Here is a 13,843-nt window from a genome sequence, read left to right as displayed (position 1 = left end):
CCTGGCCGGGGTCCGATGGACGCTTACCGGTGGCGCGAGTTCCACGGCGTGCCGGACTCGCGGTCGCCCGATGCCCGCCGTCAGCGGATGGGGCGATGGACGGCGCGCCGGGACCATCGGACGTAGGCGATGGCCACATCGGCCGCGAGAAGCACGATGCCGATGATCAGCAGATATCCCAGGCTCTCGGCTGCCACGCCGATGATTCCCAGGACAACGGCCACGAGGACGAGGAGAAGGAAGAGCACCATCGCCTGAACCCCTTCCTTGGGCAGGACCGGACTGGGCTGGGTCGGACTGGGTGGGACGGGGCGCGGTCCCTCAGCGGCGCGCGAGTTGGCGTTCGCCCTTCAAGCCTGGCTGGTAGGTCATGCCGTAGTGCTGGAAGATCCCCTTCTCCTGCTCGGCGGGCAGGATGTCGTCCGTGCCGATCGAAGGAGCCTTTTTCACCAGGCTCTTGGCATAGGAGACCTTGAGGTAGCCCGGCCCGAGGACTGCCTCGTCGAGGGGGACGAAAACCAGGCGCTGGCGGGTGGGCAGCCCGGTCCGCACGGTGGCCACGGCCGGTTCGTCGGTGGTGGTGTCCACATAGATCGCTTCGAGCGCGCCGATCTTGCGCCCCTTCGCGTCCACAACATCGTGGTCGCGCCACTCACGGATATCGGCTGCCTGGATCATGCCCTCTCCCTTCCGGGCGCGGCACCCTAACGAGGCAAGAGCCAACGGCTCCGGCGCAAACACGCCGGAGCCGCCCTTCCGGGCGGTTGCACGTGAGAGTGAACCAACCCACCACCAACGATACTGCGGTCCGTGCAGCTCGGACGTGCTCCCGACCGGCCCCTTGACGGTTTGGATCGCGGCGACGGCGGCCGCGGCGATCGCCGCGGCCGTTCTCGCGATGACACCGACACGCACACATCCGTCTTGCCACGCCTGTGCCCTTGGGCGGCGCGGCTGATTTCGAAGTATGTGCCGATTCGGCCTGGACCGCTTCCCACGCACTCAGGACGGCGGGCGCGACCCGTTCGCCCCAGTCCCCCGGTTGCCCGCTCGGCGATGGGGAAGAATTGCTCTGACCTGGGGCGGAGCGGCGAGCACCCTAGCGGAGGACACCCCGCCGTTCCGCTGGGTGCGTGTCTGGTCGTACATCATCGTGTGCCACTTCCCTGTGCGTGGTGTCGGCCGGACGCGCATCGGTGATTGTCGCGGAGGGAGCCGTACGGCTTCAGTGATCGCCGGGTCCCGGACCGGCCACGTCGGTGTCGTCGTCATGGGTGAGGGCAGGGTCGTACGGGGGTCCGAAGCGGTGGTTCGGCACGCCGCTGCCCCGACCACCGCCCCGCCCGTCGTTGCGGACCGGTCCGCGTCCCACGAGTACGGCTGTCGTCGCGAGGACGATCAGGGCGCTGATCACGACGATGAACACCGCTGACATTCTCCAAATTCTCCTAGGGGATTCCGCGTTGATGCCTGCCGGGTGGTGTCCGTACGACTGGAGCTCCACCCGGGGCATTCGAGGTCACCGCCTGAAGGCGTGCCTCGCTTTCTCGCCCGCCTGCCTCAGATTGCCGGAGATCCGTTCGACCTTGCCTTGCCGTTCCAGTTTCCTGTTGCGGGTGGCCCGGCCGAACACTTCAGTGATCCAGCCCTTGATTTCCTGCTTCTTGTTCTTGACGGTTCGTCCAACGCTCATGGTCGGCCTCGTCGTTGAAGGTGGATTACCTGTGGCCGCCGTCCGAACGGATCAGCGGAAGGAGAGGAATCCGTGACATCGCCGGACCTCCGGATCGCGGGAATCTCCTGGTTCCGCGGGGGCCGGGCGGAGTGGGAAGGGGGGAATGCCTTGCCCGAACGATCCGGAGTGGCATGGCCCTACGCCGTGCTGTCAGTCAACGCTCGGCGCCCTCACGTGTCAACGTGATGCCGGCATGGGGGAGTTCTTGGGGCTGGGCTGGGGCTGCTGGGGCTGCTGGGGTGCAGGGGGCCTCGGTGAGGGCATCCGTCGGCTCGGTCGAGCGGATCGTTGCCCGCATGGAGCGCATCGGGCCGCGCCGGGATCACTTCCTGGCGGGGAAGCGAGTATTGCCTGAACAGGCGTCAAGTAGGCATCGACGTCTGGCAGTAGACGCATGTGTCGCGCACTATCGGCAGTCTTCGGGCAGGACTACGCTGTGGGGTGAGGCCCCCAGTCCCCGGTACCGATGCTGTGTTCCGCTCCCGGGGAGGCCCGCTGTGTTCGCTCTGCTTCTCGTCCTGATCGTGGTCTTGTTCGGCTTCGGTTTCCTCAACCCCATCTGGTGGGTCGCCGCGGCTGTGTTGGTCTTCGGAGCCACCCGTTACGGCCGCGGGGGCCGGGGCCGCGGCGGCGGGTCCGACTTCGGTGAGTACCAGGACTATCGGGACCACCGGGAGCGTCAGGACCGCTGGGATCGCCGCTACAGCCGACAGCACCGGGCCCGCTGGAACCGCGAGGACCGGCGGGACCGCGAGCGCCGCGGGTGACCGATGAAGTGCCGTCGGCGCCGCCTGCGAACGGTGGCCGCCCGCTGCTGCCAGGTCCGTTCCGAAGCCGTATCAAGGCCAGAACGCGTACGTCGTGCCTGTTCCGCTCGTCGTGAATCTGCCCTACGGTCAGAGTGAGACAGGCGGGACTTCGTCCGTGTCAGGAATCGACGGAACCGGCAAGTCCCCCACCCAGGCTCCCAGCCCCCGAGTCGCAATCGAGGCCGGCCGGAGCCGCATCGCCGGAGAACGCGGCTCCAGCTTCCGTCCTCCTGGCGTTCCACTCGGGGTGCTCCCGCCACCCCGCCGCCGCGGAGGGCAGTGCGCGAGGACACGATGGCCGGGGGGCCTCGCGTCCTCGCGACCACGGCCGCCGCCGAACACCATCGGCGGCGGCCGTCCGGCCCGGGAAGCAGAGTCCGTGAATCGCAGCCCCTGGACCACAGCCCGTGAACCACAGTCCGTGAACCGCAGCCTGGGAGCTGCTGCTGACCTGCCGTGACACTGGTCAGGACCTCAGGCCGGGGAGGGCTTCGGAGTCGTCGATGAACGCGCGCGCCAGGTCGGACAGGCGCCGGTTGTGAGCACGGGCGTAACCGCGCAGTGTGGTGAAGGCTTGTTCCATGTCGATGCCCCGGCGTTCGGCGAGTTTTCCCTTGGCCTGTTCGATCAGGACGCGGCTGTTCAGCGCGCTCTGCAATTGCTCGTTGAGGATGGTGCTGCGGTGCGCGGTGCGTTGTTGCAGCAGGCTGATGGTGGCGACGTCGGCCAGGGCCTGGGCGAGCGGCGTGGCGTCCGGCTCGAAGGGGCCCGGGGTGGCGTGGAAGAGGTTCAGGGCACCGACTACCTCGTCCCGTAGACGCATCGGCAGGGCCTGGACCGACCCGAACCCGCTGCGGTGGGCCGCCGCGACAAAGCGTGGCCAGCGGTCGGCCTCCCCGCCCAGGTTGGCGACGATCACCGGTGCGCCGGTGCGGAAGCAGTCCAGGCAGGGCCCTTCGTCGTTCTGCAGCTGGAAGAGCTCCAGCAGGCGCACCTGTTCGTCGGAGGCGGCCATGACACGGAGTTCGCCGTCGTGGTCCGCGAGCAGCACGCCTGCGGCACTCGCGCCGAGCATGCCCACACAGCGGTCGGTCAGCAGGCGCAGGAAATCGATCAGATCGAAGTCGGCGACCAGGTTGTCCGCCAGCTCGACGAAGGTTTTGGCCAGGAGTCGCTGATTCATCGTGCACACCCTCCGTCGAGACTGATCCCGGCCCGGATGAAGGGACGGGAAGCGCAACTCACTTCTTGTCCGGTTTCTTGGTCTGGTTCCTGGTCTGGTTCCTGGGCGCGATTCTCGGGGTTCGGTTTGCGGGTCTGGACTGTTGGTTCGGCTTCTTGGCCCGGCAAAGGTGTCAGGCTTCATCGTCGGTCTGATCCGTGTCCGCCCGGGGGGAACGTGAGCCGGTGGGCGACCACGTCGGCGGCCACCGCGGCGAGGCGGCGTCCTCTGGTGTAGGCGTGGGCGCGCAGGCGGACGAAGGCTTCTTCGGCATCGACTCCGAGCTGGGCCGTGAGCATGCCCGTGGCCTGGTCGATCTCCGCCCGGTACGCGCCCAGGTCCTCGTAGCGGCCGTCCGTCGACCATCCGCCGGCCAGGTCCTCTGCCCCGTCGATCCGGGAATCGAGCAGGACCAGAGTGGCGGTGTCGGCGAAAGCCAACGCGTCGGCCAGCTCCTCGGCGTTCAACCGGCGCGGGACTTGGGAGTACAGGTCCAGAACTCCGGGGCTGATCGCCCCCATTTGCAGAGGGAAGGCGAAGACGGCGCGTGCCCCGGCTTCCAGGGCCGCGTCGGCGAACACGGCCCAGCGGTCCTGCACCTCAGCGGCGAGCAGATCGGGCGTCAGTACGGCCGAGCCCTGTGTGAAGGCATCCACGCAAGGGCCCTCGCCCAAGGTGAGCTGGAGCTCCTCCAACTGCTCGCTGACATCGTCGGTGCTGCACAAGGGATGGCTTGCCGCGGATCTCGACATCGCGGAAAGTCCGGCCCCGCCGACCGGCAGTGCGGCCACGGCCGCGGTGCACACGTCCACCACGCCGATCCTGGCACCCCGCCGGGCCGCCTGCTCGGCGATCAGCACCTGGATCCGGGCCGACCGGTTGTCGGACCTCATCCGGGCCACCGTATCCAGGCTTCGTGCGCAAGGCCCTCCAGCCTTGCCGTGGTGCGTTCCCCGACGGGGAGCACCAGCGCACGGAACGTGGTGGGCCTCGTCGGCCTCCGTACCTCTCCGACGTCCAGCCATCCCGAGGAGCGGAGCGAGTCGAGAGTCGGGTGGTCGGCCTGATCCACCAACGTAGCGCCGAGGGTCGCCTGGTGGTCGGTCAGCAGCCTCTCCTGCAGACGGTGGGCCAGCTTCTGATCTTGTGGGTACGGGCGGACAAGGGTGTCACTGATCGCGAAGACACTGCTGGACTTGGTGATCCGCTCAATGGTGCGTGGTAGCGCACCGTCGAAACCGAGCCACCAGCGGCCGTCGCTGAGTACGGGGAACCCGAAGGCGCACCCCATCAGACTGTCCGTCTCCGCGATCACCATGGCGAACCCCGGCCGGCGGATGTCGCCCGCCAGATGGTTCAGGAAGTCCTGACGGCCGGGACTGCGGTACGCCTTACCGGATCCCGTTGCGCAGGACTCCTCGTACAGGTCCCCGAGATCCTCGCGGATGTCCTCCACGAGCCATCGGTTCACCCGGCGCAACCGCACCGCGTCCGCGCCGGAGTTCACGCCAGGTTTCTCGTCTCTACGGGGCTGCCGTGGCCGTCCCTGATGCGGCCAGGCCATCACACCGCACCGCCCGAGAGGGCAGGCACAGGTGGAACAGGCCGATGCGGCGGGACGGGAGAGGTCGTGGCCAGGGCGTTTCCGGGAGGAGGCGGAAGACGTCCGAACGGGACGCCCAGGAGCAGGAATTCGCAGCCGGCGATGTCGAGCACGAGGACCAGTGTTCGCGACGGATGGTGCAGTCGCAGTGTCCCCCCGGCCGCGGTGATGCGCTGTGAGGCGTGGAGGAAGGCGTTGAGGCCGCTGCAGTCGCAGAAGGTGACGGGGGTGAGGTCGACGTCGATGGTGCGGATGCCGTCGCGCAGACACCGTTCCAGTGATGCGCGCACCAGGGGCACCGTCTCCAGGTCGATCTCACCGGCCAGCGTGATCAGTGCCCGTTTTCTTCGGTCGTGACGGTAGATGGTGAGCGGCGGAATGGGCATGACGCCTCGGTTCGGAAGACCGTACGGCAGCGGACGCGGTGGCGCCGGAATCCCGGCGCCCTCGGCCCACTTCCGGCAGCGGAGTACATTCGGCGGAGGTCTGGCAACGGCCGACTGGCCGGCCTGCGCGGCAGGACTGCGGGCTCACCCGGTTCCCTCCAGGGATGCGCCGGGCGACGGGCGAAGGGCCCGCTCCTCGCGGCGATCTGTGCTCGGCAACGACATGCCGCCGGGGTCTGGGACGTCTGTACAGCAGCGTAGTCCTCGCCCGGCGCGGCGGACGGTCGAAGCTGCCCATTCCCAGCATGTGGACGATATCGAGGCGTGGTGGCGTGCGCATGTCCTGTGCGCCGCACGGTACTTGGGAGTTCAACCTCGCAGAGCTCCGAGCCCGGTGAGCGCCGCACCGTGCGTGCACGTGCGGTGGTCACGGTCCTCATCGGCGGCCTCGCGACCGGGCGGTCGCTTTCGATGAGGCCCTGATTGCGCTGGGCGACACCGGCGCTGAAAATCACGGCGGCCCCGATGGCGGGGACAGTGCGCCCGGCGACGGAGCCGAACACGGCACGGTGGGGAACCTCTCGGGCCGGCTGCTGAGGCAGCCGCGTCTCTACGCCGAGCCGACTGCGTCATTTGGGGCGGGTGCACAGAGGCGGCGGGTGGCTTCGACGATGACGGCCCGGTGCTCGGCCAGCCGTTCCGGCCGGTAGGGGTCGGTGCCATCGACAGCCGTGAGGAGATCTCGCGGTGCGAGAACCCAGCTCTGCGTGAGCCCGGTGATGAGGACGAGCAGGTCTGTCGACGGCAGCTGCCCGGCGGCCGAGTCCGGGTCTGTACGGTCTGGACAGACCCGCATGCGGCGTTACGCACGTCTCCGTGGGTTACCCCTCCGACAGCGGGGTGACCGCGATCTGGTCGATCACTGGCGCGTACGGGGACCGCTGGTCGTACTGGTTGTAGGTGTCACCGTTGAAGTCGGGCAGTTCCTCAGCCGTGAAGGTGAGACGGTTGGTTCCCTTCTTCATCGTCACCGGGACGGTCAGCTCCCGGAAGGCGTTGAAGTGGAAGGTGGTCGGGAACAGCACCCGCCGCGCCGGTCCGCCGTTGACCGAGAGGTCGGCGTGGCGGGTGATCGGGTCGGGGTTGTAGTGAGTGGCGGGTGCCTGTTCGGCGTTGGAGTAGCGGATGGTCACCGCGTGCCGTCCGGACCGCTTGGCGAAGACGTCGACGGTGAGGGCATTGGCCTTGCGGTCTCCGATGCCGGTGACCGCCTTGCCGCCCCTGGCGAAGGTGTACGCGTCAGTGACCTTGGCAGCCCCGCTCGGCGTGCCGTCCTCAGCCTGGTACACCTTCGTCACCAGCGCGCCGCTGGAAGGTGCGACCCGCAGCCGGTCCAGCACGAACCCGTGAGAGACGCCGGTGACGGTGATCTTGTTGATGCCTCCGGACTGGAACGCCCGCACCACGTCCGTGCCCTTCTTCCCGGCGCCCGCCCTGGCAACGTCGAGCCTCTCGCCGTTGAGGGAGACCTCCGCCCGGCCGTCGCCGAGGTGGTCGAGGGACAGGGCCGCCTCACCGTCGGTGGGGGAGTGGACCCAGAAGGTCGCGGACGCGCCCTTGGGCAGCGGTACCGCGCCCGGGTGCGTTTCATAAGCGGCCGTCCGCTGATGTCCGCAGCATGATCGGCCAGTACAGTCGCCCTCATGGCAACACCGGTACTGCGGGCGATTGAGTGGGACGGGACGTCATGGGACGACCCGTCTGACGAACAGCTGCACGATCTGCTGGCCGACCTGAGCCTGACTTGGCGATTTGTAGTTGTCCAGCGGCTCGACCTCGAACCTGTCGGCCAGCACTACATGCAGGTCTATCTCAACGACGACCTCAGCTACCGGGTTGAATACCGCGAGGGTGGCCCAGACAGGCACTTCCACGCCCGGGTGCCGCGCGAGCACGAGGTGTTCGCCGTGGAACCTGTAGCCGAAGTGCTTCAGGACTGGGCCCGGGGGCGGCCGGGCTGGCGTAAAGCTCTTCCCTGGGCCCCGTGGCCAGTGGTGGAACCAGCGTGATGAACCTCGTGCGGCGCGATGCGCGCCGCTCGGCCCTCACAGCCACTCGTTGATCGCCGCGATGACCACGGTGGCTTCGTAGCGGACGGCGAGTTTGTCGTATCGAGTCGCGACGGCCCGGCGCCTCTTGAGGCGGTTGATTCCGCATTCGGCAGCGTGGCGTTCGCGATAGTCGGCCTTCTCGAACTTCGGTGGCCTGCCGCCGCGCATGCCACGCTTCTTCCGGTTGCGGATCTGGTCGGTCTTCTCCGGGATGGTGCAGCGGATGCCGCGTCTGCGCAGGTAGGCGCGGTTCGCGCGAGAGCCGTACGCCCTATCCGCGCGGACCTTGTGGGGCTTGGTGCGTGGGCGTCCCGGACCGATGCGCGGGACACTGACGCGGTCGAGCACATTCTGGAACTGCGGGCTGTCATGGCGGTGGCCAGCGGTAATGACCAGGGACAGCGGCTTCTGCCCCTGCTCGACCGCGAGGTGGAGCTTGGTCGTCAGTCCGCCCCGGGAGCGTCCGAGTCCGTGGTCGGCCGGTTCGGTGTCGACGCCGCCGGGCGGTTCTCGTTGGAGAGCCCCTTTTTTCGGGCGCCGGCGGCATGCTGGTGTGCGCGGGCGATGGTGGAGTCGACGCTGACGTCCCAGGTGATCAGCCCGTCGGCGTCGGCCCGGGCCTGGAGCTGTTTGAGGATTCGCTTCCAGGTCCCATCGCGCTGCCAACGCCGGAACAACCCATAGACGGTTTCCCACTCGCCGTACCTGATCGGCACGTCCCGCCACGGCGCACCCGTCCGTGTCCGCCACCGAATGCCGTCTATCAGCTGCCGCTTGGACCAGACCGGAGGCCGTCCCGGCTTCTTCCCCACCGGCAACAACGGCTCCAGCCTGGCCCACTGCGCGCTCGTCAGATCCCCACGTCCCACGCGCTGATCATTACAGAGCTTGATCGACTTCTAAAACGCACCCTAGTAGACTGTCGCAGCTAATTCCTGGGATAGAGGTGGCGCAGTTTGATGCGTGCGTCGTGGGTGGTGAACTGCCAGTCCACCTGACGTTGGTCGGTGTTGGTGGCGTTCTGCCAGGCTGAGAGTTCGGTGTTGAGGGTGTCGAGGTCGCCGATCCGGCGGTCGAGACATTGCCTGGTCAGCGCGGAGAGTTCGATCTCGGCGATGTTGAGCCATGACCCGTGCTTGGGCGTGTGGTGGATCTCGAGGCGCTGAGCCAGGGCGAAGGCCTCTTCTGGTTCGAATGCCTCGTACAGTGAGGCGATGCCGTGGGTGTTGAGGTTGTCCATCACCAGCACAACCGTCTCGGCATCGGGGTAGTCCACGCTCAGCAGCTGCCTGACCTGGCCGGCCCAGTCGATCCGGGTCCTCTGGGACAGTGCCTGAACTCGACGCCACCCGCGCAGGGGTTCGACCCATACGAAGATCGAGCACGTGCCGCAGCGGATGTACTCGCTGTCCTGGCAGGCGTCGTGACCTGGGCGGGCCGGGAGCGGGTCGCGGACATGGCCGAGGAGCTGGTAGGGCTTCTCGTCCATGCACACGACCGGACGTGCCGGGTCATAGGGCCGGGCATAGACGGCCAGTACGTCTTCCATCCGGGCCGCGAACTCCGCGTTCGCCCGTGGTGGGATGGTCCAGCACTTCTTCAGGTGAGGACGCAGTTCCGTTTTTTTAAGACCCGGCCGATGGTGGAATGGTCCAGATCGGGGATGTCCTCGACCAGTGCGACGTGCTTCTCCAGCAGCCGCAGCGACCACCGGGTATAGCCCTGGGGTGGCTGTGAGCACGCCATCGCGATCAGCCGGGCTTCGACCTCACCGGTCACCGGTGAGGGCACCGGCGGGAGGTCGCGCTTCTTCCGCGCGATGGTGGCGTGAACATCGCCACCGGTTTCGGTGAAACGCTTGGCGACCAGCCGCAACGTCTCACCGGAGACGCCGAGCCGGGCCGCGATCACCTCCTGCGAGCCGATCCCGCCTGCAGAGGTGTCGAGTGCGAGCAGCACCCTCGCCCGCCTGATTACCGAGGCCGGATGAACCCCCGTCGTGGTCACCCGGACCAACTCCTCGCGGTCCTGCGCGGTCAGCACCACCGGCCTCTTCTTCTGCGAACCCATCGCACCAGTCCTGTCCGGCAGAGCGGGAGAGGAATCTGCCAGACGCAAGCCTCTCAATCAAACAGCCCATACCTAAGCAGCGACACGCTACTAGTTTCCATCCGGACACTTTCGGATACCGGCCCGGACGGTGCTCGTGGGCGGCCTCGGGACTTGTGGGCCCCTCCTCGTGATCAACTACCAGTGCCACCAGCGTGGCTTGTTCGCACGGCGCCATGAGCGCAGAGTGTCGGTCATGGCCACAGCGCTGGGGTGCGCGGGCCTCAGCACCCGTTCGGCGTCGGCGACGACCTGTTCCAGCAGCGTGATGGCTTCTCCGGCGCGACCCGCCTGCCGGTAGGAGGCAGCCAAGTTGTAGCGGGCGGTGAGAGTGTCGAGGTGGTCGGACCCAAGCAGCCGCTCGCGGCCGGCGACGACCTGCTCTTCGAGAGGGATCGCTTCCTCGGCGCGCCCCATCTGCCAGTAGGAAATCGCGAGGTTGGCTCGGGCGGTGAGAGTGTCGGGGTGCTCGGACCCAAGCAGCCGCTCGCGGCCGGCGACGACCTGCTCTTCGAGAGGGATCGCTTCCTCGATGCGCCCCGCCTCCTTGTAGCACATGGCCAAGTTGTTGCGGGCGTCGAACGTGTAGGGGTGCTCGGGCCCCAGCCCCCGTTCGGTGTCGGCGACGACCTGTTCCAGCAAGGTGATGGCTTCGGCCGTGCGCCCTGCATTTGAGTAGGAGTTGGCCAGGTTGTTGCGGACGGTGAGGGTTTCGGGGTGCTCCGGCCCCAGCAGCCGCTCGCGGCCAACGACTACCTGTTCCAGCAAGGGGACGGCTTCCTCGGCCCGCCCCTCCTCCAAGTAAGAGAACGCGAGGTTGGCGCGGATGGTGAGGGTGTTGGGGTGCTCGGGCCCCAACAGCCGCTCGGCGTCGGTGGTCAGCTGTTCCTCGAGAGTGATGCCTTCCTCGCCACGCCCCGCCTGCCGATAGGAGGCGGCCAGGTTGGCTCGGGCGGTGAGGGTGTCGAGGTGCTCGGGCCCCAGCAGCCGCTCGCGGCCGGCGACCACATGTTCTAGCAGGGGGAGGGCTTCTTCGGCCCGCCCGGTCTCCTTATAGGAGACGGCCAGGTTGTTGCGGGCGGTCAGGGTGCTCGGGTGCCCGGCCCCAAGGAGACGTTCAAAGCCGGCAACAACCTGCTCTTCCAGGGGAATGGCATCCGCCGTGCGCCCCGCCTGCGCGTATGAGAGGGCCAGATTGTTGCGCGAGGTGAGGGTGCTGGGGTGCTCGGGCCCCAGCAGCCGCTCGCGGTCGGCGACGACCTCCTCTTCGAGAGTGACGGCTTCCTCGGCGCGCCCCGCCTCCCGATAGGAGATGGCCAGGTTGGCTCGGGCAGTGAGGGTGTCGGGGTGCTCAGGCCCCAGCAGCCGCACGATGTCGGCGACGACCTGCTCTTCCAGGGAAATGACCTTCGCCGTGCGCCCTGCCTCCGAGTAGGCGGTGGCCAAGTTGGCGCGGGCGGCGATGGATTCGGGCCCCAGCCCCAGCACCCGATCAGCGTCGGCGACTACCTGTTCGAGCAGGGTGATGGCTTCTTCGGCGCGCCCCGCCATCAAATAGGAGGTGGCCAAGTTGTTGCGGGCGGCGAGAGTTTCGAGGTGCTCGGCTCCTAGCAGCCGCTCGGCGTCGGCGACGACCTGTTCAAGGAGGGTGATGGCTTCGGGCGTGCGCCCCGCGTCCCGGTAGGAGGTGCCCAGGTCGGTGCGAGCGGCAAAGGTGTCGGGGTGCTCGGGTCCCAGCCCTCGTTCGGCGTCGGCGACGACCTGTTCAAGGAGGGTGATGGCTTCGGGCGTGCGCCCCGCTTCCTTATAGGCGGTGCCCAGGTTGGCGCGGGCGGTGAGGGTGTCGGAGTGCTCGGGCCCCAGCAGCCTCCCGGCGGTTGTGGCGAGGTGGTGCCAGTGGGTGAGTGCGGCGGCGTACAGGCCGGCGCTCAAAAGGCTCTTCCCTGCCCGGTACAGCACCGCGTGGCCATGGGACTGCCACAGGAGGTCGCCAGCGTGGGTGGCCAGGGTGTCGGTGTTGGCCCGCAGTACGGAGCACAGATCAGGGTCGGTGTGGTCGGTCTCGGGCCAGATTGCCGCCAAGGCGTCTGCGGTCGCCCGAACCGTTGCGGGGACGTCGTGTGTGGGGGTGGTCTCGCGGGCGGCGCGGGCGGTTAGGGCGTGCAGGCGCACCGCACGGGGGCCGTGCCGGGAGTCGCAGGTGATCAGGCCGTAGCGGTGGAGCAGCCGCAGTGCGGATCGGGCCTGCTCCGTGGTGACGTCAGAAGGGGGCAGGGCTGCCGGTTCGGTGGAGCCACTGCGGTGGGTGGTCAGGTAACGAGTGACCGCGGCGTCGGCCCACAGGGTCTGGGGGTGCCCGGCCGGGTCCAGGTGGGAGGCCAGGCGCAGGGCGGGGGCGGCCAGACCCACCGGGTTGCATTGCTGGGCGGTGTCCAGGGTCAGCAGCAGGGCCGCGGCGATCTGCCGTCCGTAGCCCTCGGTGTCCGCCTGATGGGGCAGCAGCGTCTCCAGGCGTAACTCGCAGTCGGTGAGGACCTGGAGGTAGGACGTGCAGGGCACGTCTTCGTTAATCATGTATGCGGCGGCAAGGGCCAGCGCCAGCGGCAGGTACCCCAGCTTCCGCACCACGTCCTCGGCCTGCACATCCAGCAGGTGGGGCGTCTGCGCGCCGGTGAACCGGTCGCGCAAGTAGGCCATCGATTCGGCCGGGGTGTAGGCGTCGACCTCGATGACCGCCCGGCCGCCGCCGGACAGCAGCGCATCCCGGCGCCGGGTGGTGACCAGCACCCGGCCGTGTCCGGCACGAGAAGGAGGCGGCCACCACGGGGCGATCTCCTCCACATCGGCGAGGTCATCGAGGACAACCAGCCACGAGCGGGAGGTGACAGCCAGCCAGGCCAGGAAGGCCCGCGCATCCGTCTCGGCGTCCTGGCCTCCAGCGCCGGATGCCTGGATGCGGCGCGCAACGTCGCTGTAGCCAGCGACGACCTGCTGGGTCTCGGAGGCGTTTACCCAGACCACCAGCTCGGTACCCTCGGACAGGGCATGGTGGGCATAGGCGGCGGCCAGCTGGGATTTGCCTACCCCGCCCCCGCCGGAGAGCACCTGAGTCAGCACCAGCGTGGCGTGATCGGCCCGGGCCTGTTCGATCCGCTCACGCAGACCAGTGCGGGGCTGGAAGGCCGAGGCCAGGGCTGGCACGGCCCCCATCCGCACGGGCCACTCCACCGGAGCCTGTGGCGCGGCGTATTGGTTCAACACCTCAATGTTCCCGGCCGCCAGGCTGCCGTGCTTAGCCGAGATGATGGTGTGAGTGCCAGGTTGGGGAGCCTGCCTGGTGCCGGGCGCGGTCAGCTCAGGTCCGCGTCCGGCACGGGAGGGTTTCCCATGGTGACGTGGCCCGTCTTCACCGCGCTCACCGAGCCGTGCGTGGACTGGATGTGCACGTTTCCGCTAATGGCGATCTCCGCTACGGTGACCCCAGGAGCCTGCCGGACCTGCGTGACGAGCTCGCGCAGGCCAGCTGCTGCCCGGACGCGGTCATCCTCACCCAAGTCATCCATTAGGTCAGCGAACCGAGTCCGCCAGGATGCGGCCTCCTGGCCTCGGTATTCCTCAACCTGGCCCGGGTTAGCACTCGCCAGCACAGCCGCTGTCTGATCCAGTCGCTCCAGCGCGACGCGTTCCCGCCCGATGTCTCCGCGGCCGAACCAGGCCGCCACCTTCTCCCGGAACCCCCGCCAGGCGTCCGTGCCCGCAGCCTGCACCACTGCCATGCCCCCCGCCGCGACAAGCGCGGCCAGTTCCTCCGCCAGCATCGAATCCCCCCACTGTCTCCTGCTGCGTGCTGATCGGTCTGAGGCCGTAG

16 protein-coding genes are annotated in these 13,843 nt (G+C 68.2%); 2 read left to right on the top strand and 14 right to left on the bottom strand.

The features are described from left to right. Positions 1–80 precede the first annotated feature (80 nt). The 4 genes from OG568_RS06715 to OG568_RS06700 form a co-directional block, all read right to left on the bottom strand. Positions 81–251, bottom strand: a complete 171-nt coding sequence (locus tag OG568_RS06715; protein WP_329530708.1) for a hypothetical protein — start codon at positions 249–251, stop codon at positions 81–83. Between the two features lie 70 nt (positions 252–321). Beyond that, positions 322–678, bottom strand: coding sequence for a PRC-barrel domain-containing protein (locus OG568_RS06710; RefSeq protein WP_329530707.1), 357 nt, complete (start codon positions 676–678; stop codon positions 322–324). Positions 679–1,225: 547 nt separating this feature from the next. Beyond that, on the bottom strand, positions 1,226–1,435 hold the full coding sequence (locus OG568_RS06705; RefSeq protein WP_266593998.1) for a hypothetical protein: 210 nt from the start codon (positions 1,433–1,435) through the stop codon (positions 1,226–1,228). An 84-nt stretch (positions 1,436–1,519) separates the two neighbouring features. Beyond that, positions 1,520–1,693: a CsbD family protein gene (locus OG568_RS06700; RefSeq protein ID WP_266593999.1), complete on the bottom strand. Its 174-nt coding sequence runs from the start codon at positions 1,691–1,693 to the stop codon at positions 1,520–1,522. 539 nt (positions 1,694–2,232) lie between these two features. Here OG568_RS06700 and OG568_RS06695 point away from each other — a divergent pair. After that, on the top strand, positions 2,233–2,502 hold the full coding sequence (locus tag OG568_RS06695) for a hypothetical protein (RefSeq protein ID WP_329530706.1): 270 nt from the start codon (positions 2,233–2,235) through the stop codon (positions 2,500–2,502). A 508-nt stretch (positions 2,503–3,010) separates the two neighbouring features. On the opposite strand, the gene OG568_RS06690 is transcribed toward OG568_RS06695, so the two are convergent. The 5 genes from OG568_RS06690 to OG568_RS06670 all read right to left on the bottom strand — a co-directional run bounded on the left by OG568_RS06690 (position 3,011) and on the right by OG568_RS06670 (position 7,221). Continuing rightward, complete coding sequence (locus OG568_RS06690) at positions 3,011–3,727, bottom strand: GAF and ANTAR domain-containing protein (RefSeq protein ID WP_329530705.1); 717 nt, start codon at positions 3,725–3,727, stop codon at positions 3,011–3,013. Between the two features lie 179 nt (positions 3,728–3,906). Continuing rightward, positions 3,907–4,659 (bottom strand): GAF and ANTAR domain-containing protein, encoded by a 753-nt coding sequence (locus tag OG568_RS06685; protein ID WP_266594002.1) that lies wholly within the window; start codon positions 4,657–4,659, stop codon positions 3,907–3,909. Further along, the gene (locus tag OG568_RS06680) at positions 4,656–5,273 is read right to left on the bottom strand and encodes a hypothetical protein (protein ID WP_329530704.1); all 618 of its coding nucleotides are present in this window, start codon (positions 5,271–5,273) and stop codon (positions 4,656–4,658) included. Before OG568_RS06680 ends, OG568_RS06685 begins: the two co-directional genes overlap by 4 nt. Positions 5,274–5,329: 56 nt before the next feature. Beyond that, positions 5,330–5,755: an STAS domain-containing protein gene (locus OG568_RS06675; protein ID WP_329530703.1), complete on the bottom strand. Its 426-nt coding sequence runs from the start codon at positions 5,753–5,755 to the stop codon at positions 5,330–5,332. A gap of 881 nt (positions 5,756–6,636) precedes the next feature. Continuing rightward, positions 6,637–7,221 carry a hypothetical protein gene (locus OG568_RS06670; RefSeq protein ID WP_329530702.1) on the bottom strand — a complete coding sequence of 195 codons (585 nt, stop codon included), beginning with the start codon at positions 7,219–7,221 and terminating at the stop codon, positions 6,637–6,639. A 237-nt stretch (positions 7,222–7,458) separates the two neighbouring features. Between OG568_RS06670 and OG568_RS06665 the strand changes: the two genes are divergently transcribed. Beyond that, the gene (locus OG568_RS06665) at positions 7,459–7,824 is read left to right on the top strand and encodes a hypothetical protein (RefSeq protein WP_329530701.1); all 366 of its coding nucleotides are present in this window, start codon (positions 7,459–7,461) and stop codon (positions 7,822–7,824) included. A 36-nt stretch (positions 7,825–7,860) separates the two neighbouring features. Here the strand turns inward: OG568_RS06665 and OG568_RS06660 are convergent. From OG568_RS06660 to OG568_RS06640, 5 genes are all read right to left on the bottom strand, one after another. Further along, a protein-coding gene (locus OG568_RS06660) for an IS5 family transposase (RefSeq protein WP_329530700.1) occupies positions 7,861–8,735 on the bottom strand; the annotation gives its coding sequence in 2 pieces (ribosomal slippage) (positions 7,861–8,342 and positions 8,342–8,735; 876 coding nt in all). Positions 8,736–8,794: 59 nt separating this feature from the next. Further along, positions 8,795–9,577, bottom strand: a complete 783-nt coding sequence (locus OG568_RS06655) for an IS630 family transposase (protein WP_266624874.1) — start codon at positions 9,575–9,577, stop codon at positions 8,795–8,797. After that, positions 9,466–9,936, bottom strand: a complete 471-nt coding sequence (locus tag OG568_RS06650) for a helix-turn-helix domain-containing protein (protein ID WP_266624875.1) — start codon at positions 9,934–9,936, stop codon at positions 9,466–9,468. Before OG568_RS06650 ends, OG568_RS06655 begins: the two co-directional genes overlap by 112 nt. A 177-nt stretch (positions 9,937–10,113) precedes the next feature. Beyond that, the gene (locus tag OG568_RS06645; protein WP_329530699.1) at positions 10,114–13,185 is read right to left on the bottom strand and encodes a tetratricopeptide repeat protein; all 3,072 of its coding nucleotides are present in this window, start codon (positions 13,183–13,185) and stop codon (positions 10,114–10,116) included. Positions 13,186–13,325: 140 nt separating this feature from the next. Further along, positions 13,326–13,793, bottom strand: coding sequence for a hypothetical protein (locus OG568_RS06640; RefSeq protein ID WP_329530698.1), 468 nt, complete (start codon positions 13,791–13,793; stop codon positions 13,326–13,328). Between the last annotated feature and the right edge of the window lie 50 nt (positions 13,794–13,843).

This window comes from Streptomyces sp. NBC_01450 (assembly GCF_036227505.1).
Classification (GTDB): Bacteria; Actinomycetota; Actinomycetes; order Streptomycetales; family Streptomycetaceae; genus Streptomyces.
Note: the sequence above shows the minus strand (reverse complement) of the source record. Positions and strands in the feature narration are given on the sequence as shown.

Excerpts from the sequence above, each read along its gene's own strand:
- OG568_RS06715 (WP_329530708.1), bottom strand. The coding sequence starts at position 251 with ATGGTGCTCTTCCTTCTCCTCGTCCTCGTGGCCGTTGTCCTGGGAATC.
- OG568_RS06710 (WP_329530707.1), bottom strand. The coding sequence starts at position 678 with ATGATCCAGGCAGCCGATATCCGTGAGTGGCGCGACCACGATGTTGTG.
- OG568_RS06705 (WP_266593998.1), bottom strand. The coding sequence starts at position 1,435 with ATGTCAGCGGTGTTCATCGTCGTGATCAGCGCCCTGATCGTCCTCGCG.
- OG568_RS06700 (WP_266593999.1), bottom strand. The coding sequence starts at position 1,693 with ATGAGCGTTGGACGAACCGTCAAGAACAAGAAGCAGGAAATCAAGGGC.
- OG568_RS06690 (WP_329530705.1), bottom strand. The coding sequence starts at position 3,727 with ATGAATCAGCGACTCCTGGCCAAAACCTTCGTCGAGCTGGCGGACAAC.
- OG568_RS06685 (WP_266594002.1), bottom strand. The coding sequence starts at position 4,659 with ATGAGGTCCGACAACCGGTCGGCCCGGATCCAGGTGCTGATCGCCGAG.
- OG568_RS06675 (WP_329530703.1), bottom strand. The coding sequence starts at position 5,755 with ATGCCCATTCCGCCGCTCACCATCTACCGTCACGACCGAAGAAAACGG.
- OG568_RS06665 (WP_329530701.1), top strand. The coding sequence starts at position 7,459 with ATGGCAACACCGGTACTGCGGGCGATTGAGTGGGACGGGACGTCATGG.
- OG568_RS06650 (WP_266624875.1), bottom strand. The coding sequence starts at position 9,936 with ATGGGTTCGCAGAAGAAGAGGCCGGTGGTGCTGACCGCGCAGGACCGC.
- OG568_RS06645 (WP_329530699.1), bottom strand. The coding sequence starts at position 13,185 with ATGGGGGCCGTGCCAGCCCTGGCCTCGGCCTTCCAGCCCCGCACTGGT.
- OG568_RS06640 (WP_329530698.1), bottom strand. The coding sequence starts at position 13,793 with ATGCTGGCGGAGGAACTGGCCGCGCTTGTCGCGGCGGGGGGCATGGCA.